This window comes from Arthrobacter pullicola (assembly GCF_014836875.1).
Taxonomy (GTDB): Bacteria; Actinomycetota; Actinomycetes; order Actinomycetales; family Micrococcaceae; genus Arthrobacter_B; species Arthrobacter_B pullicola.
This window is the reverse complement of record NZ_JACSQC010000008.1, coordinates 1-12,324: the sequence shown is the minus strand read 5'-3', so window position 1 is coordinate 12,324 and position 12,324 is coordinate 1. Positions and strand designations below refer to the sequence as shown.

Annotated in this window: 9 protein-coding genes; 5 read left to right on the top strand and 4 right to left on the bottom strand. The window is 66.0% G+C overall.

Annotated features, from left to right (window positions below; all coding sequences use genetic code 11):
* Positions 1-16: 16 nt before the first annotated feature.
* The 3 genes from H9638_RS14880 to H9638_RS14870 all read right to left on the bottom strand — a co-directional run bounded on the left by H9638_RS14880 (position 17) and on the right by H9638_RS14870 (position 6,405).
* The gene (locus tag H9638_RS14880) at positions 17-3,325 is read right to left on the bottom strand and encodes a DEAD/DEAH box helicase (RefSeq protein ID WP_191748713.1); all 3,309 of its coding nucleotides are present in this window, start codon (positions 3,323-3,325) and stop codon (positions 17-19) included.
* 165 nt (positions 3,326-3,490) lie between these two features.
* Positions 3,491-5,083 carry a sulfite exporter TauE/SafE family protein gene (locus tag H9638_RS14875; RefSeq protein WP_191748711.1) on the bottom strand — a complete coding sequence of 531 codons (1,593 nt, stop codon included), beginning with the start codon at positions 5,081-5,083 and terminating at the stop codon, positions 3,491-3,493.
* 74 nt (positions 5,084-5,157) lie between these two features.
* Positions 5,158-6,405 (bottom strand): NAD(P)/FAD-dependent oxidoreductase, encoded by a 1,248-nt coding sequence (locus tag H9638_RS14870; protein WP_191748710.1) that lies wholly within the window; start codon positions 6,403-6,405, stop codon positions 5,158-5,160.
* A 107-nt stretch (positions 6,406-6,512) separates the two neighbouring features.
* Here H9638_RS14870 and H9638_RS14865 point away from each other — a divergent pair, with 107 nt between their 5' ends.
* The 5 genes from H9638_RS14865 to H9638_RS14845 all read left to right on the top strand — a co-directional run bounded on the left by H9638_RS14865 (position 6,513) and on the right by H9638_RS14845 (position 11,017).
* Positions 6,513-7,022: an Lrp/AsnC family transcriptional regulator gene (locus H9638_RS14865; RefSeq protein WP_191748708.1), complete on the top strand. Its 510-nt coding sequence runs from the start codon at positions 6,513-6,515 to the stop codon at positions 7,020-7,022.
* A 137-nt stretch (positions 7,023-7,159) separates the two neighbouring features.
* Positions 7,160-7,648 carry a gluconokinase gene (locus H9638_RS14860; protein ID WP_191748706.1) on the top strand — a complete coding sequence of 163 codons (489 nt, stop codon included), beginning with the start codon at positions 7,160-7,162 and terminating at the stop codon, positions 7,646-7,648.
* Positions 7,649-7,683: 35 nt separating this feature from the next.
* Complete coding sequence (locus H9638_RS14855) at positions 7,684-9,087, top strand: GntP family permease (protein ID WP_191748704.1); 1,404 nt, start codon at positions 7,684-7,686, stop codon at positions 9,085-9,087.
* A 95-nt stretch (positions 9,088-9,182) separates the two neighbouring features.
* Complete coding sequence (locus H9638_RS14850) at positions 9,183-9,956, top strand: SDR family oxidoreductase (protein ID WP_191748702.1); 774 nt, start codon at positions 9,183-9,185, stop codon at positions 9,954-9,956.
* Between the two features lie 8 nt (positions 9,957-9,964).
* Positions 9,965-11,017, top strand: coding sequence for an L-idonate 5-dehydrogenase (locus H9638_RS14845; RefSeq protein WP_191748700.1), 1,053 nt, complete (start codon positions 9,965-9,967; stop codon positions 11,015-11,017).
* A 329-nt stretch (positions 11,018-11,346) separates the two neighbouring features.
* Here the strand turns inward: H9638_RS14845 and H9638_RS14840 are convergent.
* A partial coding sequence (locus H9638_RS14840; protein WP_191748698.1) for an HNH endonuclease occupies positions 11,347-12,324 on the bottom strand: 978 nt, incomplete at its 5' end.

Below are 12,324 nucleotides of genomic sequence, written 5' to 3'. Positions count from 1 at the left end.
GCTGGGAATGGCAGAGTCATTCCAGCAGCGAGTGAATATCCTCGGCGGTCAGCGCGGAACTGAAGACGGCGTCGTCGTCCATGACCGAGGAGAACAGGGCGGCTTTCTGTTCCTTCAACGCCATGACCTTCTCCTCGATCGTCCCGCGAGCGACCATCCGGTAGACCATCACGGACCGGGTCTGCCCGATCCGGTGGGTGCGGTCCACCGCCTGCGCTTCCGTGGCCGGGTTCCACCAGGGGTCCAGCAGGAAGACGTAGTCCGCCTCGGTGAGGTTCAGGCCGAACCCGCCGGCCTTGAGGCTGATCAGGAAGACCGGAGCTTCGCCGTCCTTGAACCCGGAAATCACGTCGGCCCGGTTGCGCGTCGAGCCGTCCAGATAGGCATAGGGAATGCCGGCGGCTTCGAGCCGCTGGGCCGCGAGTTTGAGGAAGGAGGTGAACTGGCTGAAGACCAGGGCGCGGTGCCCTTCCGCCGTTACGTCCTCCAGCTGCTCCAGCAGGGCGTCCAATTTGGCTGAGGGGACGCTCTGGTTCTCAGCGTCCACCAGGGAGGCGTCGAGGCTGAGCATGCGCAGCAGCGTCAGCGAGCGGAACACGATCATCCGGTTCCGGTCCATGTCCTGGAGCAGGCCCATCAGTTTCTGGCGTTCGCGCTGCAGATGCGTCTCGTAGATTTTCCGGTGTTTCGGGCTCAGTTCCACTTCCAGGACCTGCTCCTGCTTCGCGGGCAGGTCGGAGGCCACGGCTTCCTTGGTGCGGCGCAGCATCAGCGGTTTGATCCGGCGGCGGAGCCGGCCCAGCAGCGCCATGTCCTGGGACTTTTCGATCCGGCGCTGGTATTCCTCGGCGAACTTCCGGGCGGAGGGAAACAACCCGGGTGCCACGATGGCGAACATGGACCACAGTTCCATGAGGTTGTTTTCCATGGGGGTGCCGGTGATCGCGAGCTTGAACGGCGCCGGCAGGTCCCGGGCACATTGATTGGCCCTGGTGGTGCGGTTCTTCACGAACTGCGCTTCGTCCAGGATCAGTCCGTCCCAGTCCTGTTCCCGGTAGGCGGCGAAGTCGAGCCGAAAGACGGCGTAGGACGTCACCACGATGTCCGCGCCGTCGATGATCTCGGCCAGCTTCCGGCGTGATTTGGTGCTGGTGTCGGTGACGGCAACTGTCCGCAGGCCCGGGGTGAAGCGGGCGGCTTCGGAGATCCAGTTCGGCACCACGGACGTCGGGGCGACCACCAGGAACGGGCGGCGGGCCGGCTGGGTCTCCTGTGCCCTGGCTTTGCCTGCCTGGGTTTCCCGCGCCCGGGCGATCAGGGCCAGGGTCTGCAGGGTCTTGCCCAGGCCCATGTCGTCCGCGAGGACTCCGCCCAGTCCGTGGTCCCAGAGGAAAGCCAGCCAGTTGTACCCCTGCACCTGGTAGGGGCGCAGCTCGGCATGCAAGCCCGCCGGGAGTGGGACCGGGGCGACGGAGTCGAGTTCCAGCAGGCCGCTGACCGAGGATTTCCAGGCAGCAGCCTGCTCGGTTTCCTCCGCCAGCTCTTCTAGTTCCGCCCAGAGCCCGGCCTGGTACCGGCTGATCGACAGGGCACCGGTGTCCCATTCCTGCAGGGCCTGGGCCTCTTCGATCAGGGCATGGAGCTGTTCGAACTCCGGCCGGTCCAGGGACATATAGGTGTTATCCACCAGCTTGAGCTTGGTTTTTCCCTTGGCGATGGCTTTGAAGACGTCAGCGAAGGCCACCTGCCGTCCGTCCACGGTGATCATCACCGACAGGTCGAACCAATCCCGGCGCTCGGTCTCCACCGTGGTGATCTTCAGTTTCGGGGCCGAGGTCAGTTCGCGGTAGTCCGGCCGCTCACCGAGGATATCCACCCGGATCCCATCGGTTTTCTGCAGTTTCGGAAGCGTGTATTCGCTGAACTCGGCGGTATCGATGTCCTGCAGCACGGTGTTCCGCGGTGCGGCACCGAGCACCTGGGTGGCGGCAGTCAGCAGCTCGGCTTCGGCGCTGATATCCCGGGCCGCCGGTCCGCTGGCGGCGGGGTGCGCGTCCAAGGCAATCCGGTGGGCGCTGGTGCCCTGCCGGTATTCGTACTCCCAGGCCAAGGCGAGGTGATCCTCCGGCTGGAAGGCGGCGGTGAGGACCAGCAGCGGCGGCTCGACCTCCGGGAACTGCACGGATTCGTCGCTGCTGGTCACGGGCAGCACCTGGCGGAGTTTCGGATAGAACTTTTCCAGGAACAGGGCGGTGTCGGCCTGGGGGATGGTCACCGGTGCGTTGCCCGCCAGCAGGGCGCGGTCCTGTTCAGTGAGGGTCCGCGGACTCGGCGCCAGCAGGATCGTGCCGTTGGCTGAGCGGACGTACAGGCCGTGGCTTCCGATGATGCCGGCCGTGTCCAGCGGATAGTGCTGGGCATCGATTTCCAGGCTGGGGAGCAGCTGCAGCGGGGCCGATTCACCGGCGGCGGTGGCCCGGACATCGAGGGCCAGGATGGCCTCTGCGCCGAGCTGCACGGTGATGTCCTTCTTGGTTCCGACGAATTCCACACCCAGACGCTGCGCCTCCTCCAGCAGCTGCCAGAGCAGGGGATTGGCGAAGTCGTCCAGGTAGAGCCAGGAGTCGTTCTGGCCGAAATAGGTCACTCCGTTGGACCGGTGCAGGGCCGGGAACTGGGAGAACCAGCGGTGCTGTTCCGGATCGAATTTCAAGCCGTAGGTCTGGTAGGCGAGGTTGGTCCACGCCAGGTTGTTCTTGACCCAGGCGCCCCGGGCGTTACGCACCACCGGCCGGACTCCCAGCCGCCAGGCCGGTGCCCGGGTGCCGCGCCGCGAAGGCGGCGGGCCCCACACGCCGCTGGCGCCGCCGTCGCGCCTGCGCAGCTCAAATTGCAGTCCCAGCGCAGTGGTGCGCCGCGGCTCGCTGCTTTCCGTGCCTTCGAGCAGGTGCTGGAGTGTCTGCTGCCAGGCCGGAACGGCGGGGGTGGCCGGAGGGCTGCGCAGCTCCTGCCGGCTGATCAGGTGGTCCGTGTTGCTCTGCAGCGCTGCTGCGGCGACGTGCTTGCAGTCGTAGCCCACCGGGCAGCTGCAATGGTTGTCCGCCAGGCGGTAGTCGCCCTGCCGCTTGGGTTCCAGGACCAGCATGGTGCGGTAGGGCGTATTGGCGTGTCCACGCACCCGGGCGCGCAGCACGTTGCCCGGTGCATCCCAGTCCAGGGATTCGACGGCTCCGCCCTTGGCATAGCTTTGCCCCCGCTGGAAGGCGGTGCCGCCGACCACGCGGATGATGTCGGTGACATCGACGAGGGGCATGGTCTCAGGCATGAAATTATCGTCTCACGCAGCGCCGACGCCGCTTCACGAAACCTCAATACCGCAGGTCAGGAGCGTCCGCGTGTCTCCATTTAGCCTTCCACGGCGGGGACAGGTAGCATCGCCTGTAACGCGGATCACAATGGCGTGATTCGCGTGCAATCTATTTCGTGCCGGCTATTGAGTGCAGGCCGAACGAACAAATTCGTAGACCGCTGCCGTGAATTCCCGCGGCGGTTCCAGACGCACCTGCCCGCGGTAGCCGCCGGCATGGATCTCCAGCGGCAGCCGCGTGCCGACCTTATCCTCAGCCAGCGCATGGACATCGCAGCGCATGGGGACAATGTGCAGTTCCAGCACGGACGGCGCATCGCTGCCGGAAATCTCCACCTGCCGCGGCCAGGGTTTGCCGGGGGCCTCGGTAATCAAAGTGGTGGTGCCGATCGTGTCCACGGTCAGAGCGCCCTGTCCGCCGGCCGGGGTCACAGCAACAGAGATCACTGCGCTCCGGCCGTCTTCGCTGATGCGGAGGCCCGCCGGGAGCGCAATGACTGCCACCTCATCCATCGACTGCTGCAGGCAGTCCTGTCCATGGACCCCTGCCAGAGACGCATACGGGTCCGGTGCCGCCACGGTATGGGTGCTGCCGTCGCCGAGCGTGAGCCGCACGGAGGCGGCGTTGTCCCCGGAGCCATCCGCCCTGGACGGATCTGCCCCTCCAGGGCAGACCGCGGCCGGCAGCCCAGCAGGCAGCGCAACCCGGCCGCCGGGCCGCACGGTGGTGCCGTCGCCGTCGGCGGGAACCCAGGGGGCCGGAGCGGTATACCAGGGGGAGTCCAGGGCAGCGGCCGTGATTTCCAGGTCCGTCTCCGTGCCGTTGCTGATGACCAGATTAACGCTGCGCTCGCCGATGCTGAGCCGGCTCACGGTGAGGCTGGCACTGATTCCCGATGGCTGCGCCTGAGGTGCCGGAGCTTCCGGCGGCGGCGCCGGCTCCTGCCGCAGCAGGGCCGGAACGGTCTGCAGCAGGACCGCGAGGGCGACCGCGAAGATCATGACGGCGAAGACCCGGCTGACGACGGCGTCGTCCAGGCGGTGCGCGGTCCGTGCGGCGGTGAGGGACGCGGCCATCGCGGCGGCGGCGAAGCTGGCTGTCAGGGCCCAGTCGATGGACAGGCCCTCGAGGTGCGCGGCGAAGCCGGAAGCGGAATTGATGCTGATGATGACCAGCGACGTGCCGACGGCGCGGGAGATGGGAAGTCCCAGCAGCAGGGTCAGGGCCGGGATGATCAGGAAGCCCCCGCCCACGCCCAGCAAACCGGTCAGAAACCCGACGGCCAGCCCCGTCGGGATGCCGCGCAGCGCCAGGGCGCTCCAGCTACGCTCCCTGTGAGTCGTTGGACGCCCGGAAGACGCTGACCTGCTGAGCATGCGCAGCCCGGCCACAATCATGATGGCGGCGAACAGGAGCATCAGCCAGTCCGGGTCCAGCAGGGAGCCGACGGCGGCCCCGGCCCAGGACGCGGGGACGCCGGCCAGGCCGATGATCAGGACCAGCGGCCAGCTGACCTCCGACCGCAGCCGGGGGATCGCACCGGCAATCGAGGCCAGGCCGACGACGATGAGCGAGGTGGGCACCGCCTCTTCCGGGCTGAGCCCCACCACATAGACCAGGGCAGGGACTGCAATGATCGCCCCGCCGGCTCCCACCAGGCCCACCACGGTGCCAACCACCAGGCCTGCGGCCAGTCCGATCAGCACCATGTCCATGGTGGCAAGAGTCCCAGAATCGGGCCGCAGGGAAAAGACTGCGGACCCCGCCGGCGTCGTACCCGCGGTAGTGCTTACCGCAACGGATTGAAGGGCCGGATGGCGTCCGGGGTGGAACCCGTGACAATCTGCTCCGCGAGGAGCTTGCCGGTGGCCGGCCCCAGCACGATTCCCCACATGCCGTGACCGCCGGCCACATAAACTCCCGGCGCCTTCGTGGCCCCAATCAGCGGCAACCCGTCCGGTGTGACCGGGCGCGGCCCTACCCAGATGTCCTGGAGTTCGGTGAGGTCCATGTTTTGGAACAGTGGCCGCACCGAGGCGAGGATGGCGTCGATCCGGCCGGTCTGCAGCGGCTCGTCCGGGCCGCGGAACTCCATGGTTCCGGCGATGCGCAGCCGGCCTTGGTACGGGGTGCAGGCCACACGGCGGGCCGGGAAGTAGATGGGGAACTCGGCCGGCTGGTCCGTGGCCACGCTGAAGGAATAGCCGCGGCCTGCCTGCACCAGGGTCTTCACGCCCAGCGGACGGGCGAGCTTGGGCAGCCACGCACCTGTGGCGAGGACAACGACGTCGGCCGCTGCTGGTTCCTGTGCATAGGTTTCGACGGCGATGCCGGCGGGGCCGTGCCGCAGTGACCGCACCTCTGAGCCGGTGATGATGCGGCCACCGCGCTCCCGGACCGCTGCGGCCAGAGCCTCGACGAACGGGCCGGGCTCCAGGAACCGCTGGCCTTCCATTGCGAACACCGACTCCACATTGGCGGAGAGCTGCGGGACCTTCAGCCGGGCATTCTCCAGCCGCTCCAGCGGAACCCGCTGGCCGGCCGCTTCCACATGGTGGATTTCCTCGACAAACGGCACCGACTGGGCTTCCTTCTCAAAGCCGATGATGAAGGGGCCCTTGCGGGTGTGCGCCTGGACGCCGGAGCTGGTGAGCTCGTCGAAGCACTCCAGCGCCATCCGGTCGATCGGGGTGAGTGCTGCCATCGCCTTGGCCCAGGCACCCGGCGTGGCGTGGGCAGCGAACCGGAGCAGGAAGGACCACAGCTGCGGATCCAGCCGGGCGGGGATGTGCAGCGGTGCGGCAGGGTCAAGCAGTGCTTTGGCTCCGTAACTCCACAAGGACGGATCCGAGAGCGGCATCGCCATGCCCGGGGTCAGCCAGCCGGCGTTGCCCCAGGATGCTCCGGCGCCCACTCCGGACCGGTCCAGGACGGTGACCTCGACTCCCTGTTCCTGGAGATGCCAGGCGGTGGAAAGTCCGACCATTCCCGCTCCGACGACGACGGCGGTACGCGGGGCTGCGGCACGGGGGTACATAAGAGCTCCTAGGGGTCGGTTAAGGCGGCTGGCTTCAGCGCAATCGTCGAATAATCCACATCCCTTAGGCAATGGTTTTGTAGAAAATTCTCTGTAGGCTCACCTCCATGACAAATGATTCGAGCGCGGCCGAGTTTTCCAGTGCTGTACCGAAGGAACGGCGGGGCCTGGATCCGGTGGACCGCAGGATTCTCGAACTCCTTCAGGCGGATGCCCGGATGCCGAACAATGCCATTGCTGCCGCCGTCGGCATTGCCCCCTCCACCTGCCACGGGCGGATTCGAGCGCTGCAGGAAAGTGGTGTGGTCCGGGGTTTTCATGCTGACGTTGATCCGGCGGCCACCGGCCGGGGATTGCAGGCGATGATCGCCATCCGGCTTCATGCCCACGCCCGCTCCAATTTGGCGACCTTTAAGGACTATTTGGCTCAGCTGCCAGGAGTGGAGAGCATTTTCTTTGTGACCGGGGACCGGGATTTCCTGATCCATGTGGCTTTGTCCGACTCGGAAGCGCTGCGGGACCTGGTGGCCCACAACATCAGCGTTCATCCGGAGGTGGCCGGGACTAATACCAGCGTGATCTTCGAGTACGTCTCCGTGCGGCGGCCTGCGGGCTGAGGAGTTTCCTTGTGCTATCTTGGACCTGATAAATCTGATTTATTACTGGCTCAGCCACGAGCAAATCAGATGTAATGGAGCGTCTGAGGAGTTTTGCCATGCCGTTGGCGGACAAGCCGTATACCCCACTGGTGGTTATGGGAGTGCAAGGTTGTGGCAAGTCCACAGCGGGCCAGGCAGTTGCCGCCCGCCTGGGACTGCCCTTCCTGGATGGAGATGACCTTCATTCGGTCAGCAACAAACAGAAAATGGCCTCCGGGCATCCCCTAACCGATGCCGACCGCGAACCGTGGCTGCGTGCCATCGGACGTGAGCTGGCTGCGGGCCTGCAGAGGGGAACCGCCACGGTGATCGCCTGCTCTTCCCTGAAGCGGCAGTACCGAGACCTGATCCGCTCCTATGCACCCGAGACCCAGTTCATTCACCTGGACGGATCCAGGGAACTGATCGCGGAGCGGCTCACCCAGCGCGACCACGAATACATGCCACCCACGCTGCTGGATTCCCAGTTCGCAACCCTGGAACCCCTCGGTGAGGACGAAGCCGGCATCCGGCTGGACATCTCGCTGAGCCTCGACGAAATCGCGGCCGCCGCAGCGGAAGCCTTCGCCCCGGCCGGGCACTGAGCCCGGCTTACTCACCTCACCCTGATAGGACAACGATGACCGATCTTGAGCTCAACTGGACGCTGGGTACACCCGGCCTCCTGTTGGTCGCAGTTGCAGCCATTGCGCTGCTGCTTGTGCTGATTATGAAGTTCCGCATCCATGCGTTCCTGGCACTGATCACGGTTTCCGTGCTTACCGCCATCGCAACCGGCGTTGCGGCGGCTGACCTGGTACCCACGCTGCTGAGCGGCTTCTCCTCGACCCTGGGCAGCGTCGCGCTGCTCGTTGGCCTTGGCGCCATGCTGGGCCGCATGCTGGAAGTCTCCGGCGGCGCGGAAGTGCTGACCAACGCGTTGATCAACAAGTTTGGCCAGAAACGGGCCTCGCTGGCCCTCTCCGTGGCCTCGCTGCTGTTCGGCTTCCCGATCTTCTTCGACGCAGGCCTCGTGGTCATGCTGCCGATCATCTTCACCGTTGCCCGCCGTATGGGCGGCTCCCTGCTGACCTACGCCTTCCCCGCAGCGGCCGCATTCTCCGTGATGCATATCTTCGTTCCGCCGCACCCCGGCCCCGTGGCAGCCACCGGCCTGTTGGGCGCCGACGTCGGACTGGTCCTGATCTTCGGCCTGCTCGTCGCGATCCCCACCTGGTACCTGACCGGCTACCTCTTCGGCCACTTCCTGGGCCGCAAGTTCAACATCCCGGTTCCGACCATCCTGGACGCTCCGAAGGGTTCCGCTGAGTCGGAGTTCCGCTCCAGCCCCAGCCTGGGCACCATCATCACCCTGCTGGTCCTGCCGTTCATCCTGATCTTCCTGAACACCGGCCTGAACATGGCTGCTGCAGCAGAACTCGTATCCCTCGAGGACACCTGGGTGCAGGTGCTGCGTACGTTCGGTGAAACCCCGATCGCCCTGCTGATCACCGTGTTCCTGGCCATGTGGCTGCTGGGTCGCCGCCAGGGCAAAAAGGGCACCCTCATCGAGACTGTCGTGGACAGCGCCCTCGGCCCGGTATGTTCCATCATCCTCATCACCGGTGCCGGCGGAATGTTCGGTGGCGTGCTGCGTGCCAGCGGTATCGGCAACGCCATCGCCGACTCACTCGATGCCATCGGCCTGCCGGTCATCGTTGCAGGCTTCGTGATCGCTGCCATCGTCCGTATGGCACAGGGTTCGGCTACTGTCGCCCTGACCACCGCCGCCGCCCTGGTGCAGCCCGTTGTCCTGGACAACCCGGACTTCAACGCCGTGCAGACCGTCGCGATCGTCCTGGCCCTGGCTGCCGGTTCGGTCTTTGCCGGCCACGTGAACGACTCCGGCTTCTGGCTGGTGAGCCGCTTCTTCCAGATGGACACCAAGACCACGCTGAAGACCTGGACCGTCGGGCAGGCGCTGATCGGCGCCGTCGGCTTCATCCTGGCCCTTGCGATCTACCTGGTCGCATCGAGCGTCTAACAATGTAGTACGGCCGGGGGCGGCAGCAGCTGCCCCCGGCCGCTTTGGCATCACCGCCCCGTTGGTGCTGGTGGTGCAGGAAAGGAATGCAGCACATGGCTGAGAACATGTTCGATATTTCCGGGCGGATCGCCCTGGTCACAGGCTCGAGCCGGGGGATCGGCAATGCAATTGCCCGCGGCCTCGCCCGCGCCGGCGCGGTTGTGGTCCTCAACGGTCTTGACGCCGACAGGTTGGAGGCCGCTCGCGCCGCTCTGGCTTCGGAGTTTGGCGAGGATCGGATCTTCGCCCGCCAGTTCGACGTCACCGATGCGCAAGCAGCGGCCGACGGCGTTGCCTGGGTGGAGCGCGAAGTTGGTCCGCTGTCGATCCTGGTCAACAACGCCGGAGTGCAGCACCGCGTGCCGATGCTGGACCTCGACGTCGCCGACTGGGAACGCGTGATGCGCACCAACCTCACCAGCGCGTTCCTGGTGGGCCGGGAAGCTGCCCGGCACATGATTCCGCGCGGTGCCGGAAAGATCATCAACATTGCGTCGGTGCAGACCGACCTGGCACGTCCCACCATTGCCCCGTACACCGCGTCCAAGGGCGGCATCCGGAACCTCACTCGCGCGATGACCGCGGAGTGGGCCGGCGAAGGCCTGCAGATCAACGCGATCGCCCCGGGCTACATCCACACGGAAATGACCCAGAACCTGGTCGATGACGAGGCGTTTAACTCCTGGATTCTGGGGCGCACCCCGGCCAAGCGCTGGGGCACGGTCGAGGACATTGTTGGCCCCGCGATCTGGCTCGCTTCTGATGCCTCCAACTTCATCAACGGTCAGGTCGTCTTCATTGACGGCGGCATGACCACAGTGGTCTGAAAGGCGGAATGATGATTCCTGAAAGTGTTCTTGGCGTTGTAGCCCATGGTGCTGGTGACCTGCGGGTTGAGCCCGTCGAGCTGGCTGCTCCCGGCGCCGATGAGGCGGTGGTTGAGGTGGCTTACGGCGGCGTCTGCGGGTCCGACCTGCACTACTGGCAGCACGGCGCGGCAGGCGAGTCCATCCTGAAAGCACCGATGCTCCTCGGCCACGAGGTAGTGGGCCGGGTGGCTCGTGCTGCGGCGGACGGATCGGGCCCGGCTGCCGGTACGGCTGTGGCCGTGCATCCGGCGACCCCGGGTCCGGGTGACGGATCACGCTACCCCGAGGACCGGCCGAATCTTTCTCCGGGGTGCACCTACCTCGGCAGCGCGGCACGGTTCCCGCACACCGAAGGTGCTTTCGCCCGGTACGTGAACCTTCCGACGCGGATGCTCCGGGTGCTTCCGGAGGAACTGCCGATGCGTCGTGCTGCTCTCGTGGAGCCGGCTGCAGTTGCCTGGCACGCTGTTTCGCGGGCTGGTGATGTGCGCGGCAAGCGGGTGCTGGTTATCGGTTCCGGTCCGATCGGCGCGCTGATCACTGCGGTGCTGAAGACCCGCGGTGCCGGTGAGATCATCACCACCGACATGCACGAACAGCCTCTGGCTACCGCCCGCAAAGTGGGGGCGGACCGGTCGGTCCTTGCGACGGAAGCCGAAGCTATCGCCGCTGTGGACGCGGATATCTGCTTCGAATCTTCCGGCAGCTACCGTGGCCTGATGTCCGCCGTCCAGGGGGCGACCCGTGGCGGACGCGTCGTTATGGTTGGTTTGCTGCCGTCGGGCGAGCAGCCGGCGCTGATCTCCCTGGCCATCACGCGGGAGCTGGAACTGGTTGGCTCCTTCCGCTTCAACGACGAGATCGATGAGGTGATTGCGGCGCTGGCTGACGGGACCCTGCAGATCGATCCTGTCATCACGCACGAGTTTGCGGCAGAGGATGCCTTGGAAGCATTCAGTGTTGCCCGGGACGCGTCCGTAAGCAGCAAGGTCCTGCTGCGGTTTGGTGGGACGGAGTAGCTTCCGAACCTTAGTTTCGGCACGTCGCTTTAGTGGGACGGGTGCAGCTGTTCATGGAACAGATGCACCCGTCTTTTTGCGTGGCGGGGTATCCGTTGGTGGAGCGGAAATCCGTAGGGGCGTTGGGGTGTTGGGGCGTAGGGGGCGTAGGGGTTGGCTGGGGTTATGCCCGTTGATCTCGGCGATGGGGACGCTTGCCGGATGCCGGATGCCGGATGCCGGATGCCGGATGCCAGGCGCCGGAGTTGGCTTACGCCCGAACCGGACCGCCGCCGAACCGGTAGGGAGCGGGCTGGTAGGAGGAACGGACTGGCTATTTCTGCCGCCACTCACCGGTTTACCGGGCGGCCCCGGGAAGTGGCGGTGCCATGAAGAAGGGGCGGTGCCGTGGAACGGTATGCGTGGCCGGTGGGTGTGACGGTTCGGACGGTGTGGCGTTGGCCCGGGATACAGGTCGATTCTGCGGTCCAGCCGGGTGCTTCTTTGGCGTGGTTGCAGGCTTCGCAGAGCCCTTGTCCGTTGGTGTAGCTGGTGGGCCCTGCCTCGGAGTACGGGCGGATGTGGTCGATGTGCCGGATCGGCGCATCGCACCACGGTGTCCGGCAGGTCTGGTCGCGGGTACGGATCAGCCTTGCGAGTCCGGGCGGGAAGTACCGGGCTTTGGAGTCCATCGCGATCAATTCACGGCTTTCCGGGTCCAGGAAGAGCCGACGCAGCGTGACGCGGGCTGGATTGCGGCTTTCGTCGTTGGCATCGCGGCCATTCGAAGCCGGAACGTCCTGATTTGGATTGGGCTGTTCGGGCGGGTTGTGCCGATAAGGCGGGATGCGGTCGCCGGGCGGGATGTGCTGTTCGGGCCGGTGGTTGTTGGAAGCCAGGTCCGGGCCCTGCCCTCGAAGAGCGTCGGTGATGAGATCCCTGGCCCATTGACCGGGAACGATGCCGTATCCGGGGAAGTACGCTGGCTCGTCCCGCGGAGGTGTCGACGGCGCTGTGACGGGTGGCCCGGTCATCCGATTGCCCGATGGAAGGTGACCAGTTCGTTGGCCTGCGGCTCCGACGGGCCGAACATTCTCTGCGGCAGCGTTCGGGGCGGAGGTAGAAGCAACGGCAGCCGCTGAAGGATCTGCTGGAACCGGATCGGGCGCCTGGTCCAGGGTCGGGAAGGCTTGATACTCGGGGATCGTGCTACCACTTGCGCCAGGGCCTGCCTGCTCGGGTTCGAAGACGCTGGGGAAGAGTGTCCGGTCGGTCATCACGAGCTGCACCTGAACCGGAACCTGGGCCGCGGTGGCCTGCCCGGTGAT

Coding starts and splice junctions, on each gene's coding strand:
- H9638_RS14880 (WP_191748713.1), bottom strand. CDS start 3,325: ATGCCTGAGACCATGCCCCTCGTCGATGTCACCGACATCATCCGCGTG.
- H9638_RS14875 (WP_191748711.1), bottom strand. CDS start 5,083: ATGGACATGGTGCTGATCGGACTGGCCGCAGGCCTGGTGGTTGGCACC.
- H9638_RS14870 (WP_191748710.1), bottom strand. CDS start 6,405: ATGTACCCCCGTGCCGCAGCCCCGCGTACCGCCGTCGTCGTCGGAGCG.
- H9638_RS14865 (WP_191748708.1), top strand. CDS start 6,513: ATGACAAATGATTCGAGCGCGGCCGAGTTTTCCAGTGCTGTACCGAAG.
- H9638_RS14860 (WP_191748706.1), top strand. CDS start 7,160: ATGGGAGTGCAAGGTTGTGGCAAGTCCACAGCGGGCCAGGCAGTTGCC.
- H9638_RS14855 (WP_191748704.1), top strand. CDS start 7,684: ATGACCGATCTTGAGCTCAACTGGACGCTGGGTACACCCGGCCTCCTG.
- H9638_RS14850 (WP_191748702.1), top strand. CDS start 9,183: ATGGCTGAGAACATGTTCGATATTTCCGGGCGGATCGCCCTGGTCACA.
- H9638_RS14845 (WP_191748700.1), top strand. CDS start 9,965: ATGATGATTCCTGAAAGTGTTCTTGGCGTTGTAGCCCATGGTGCTGGT.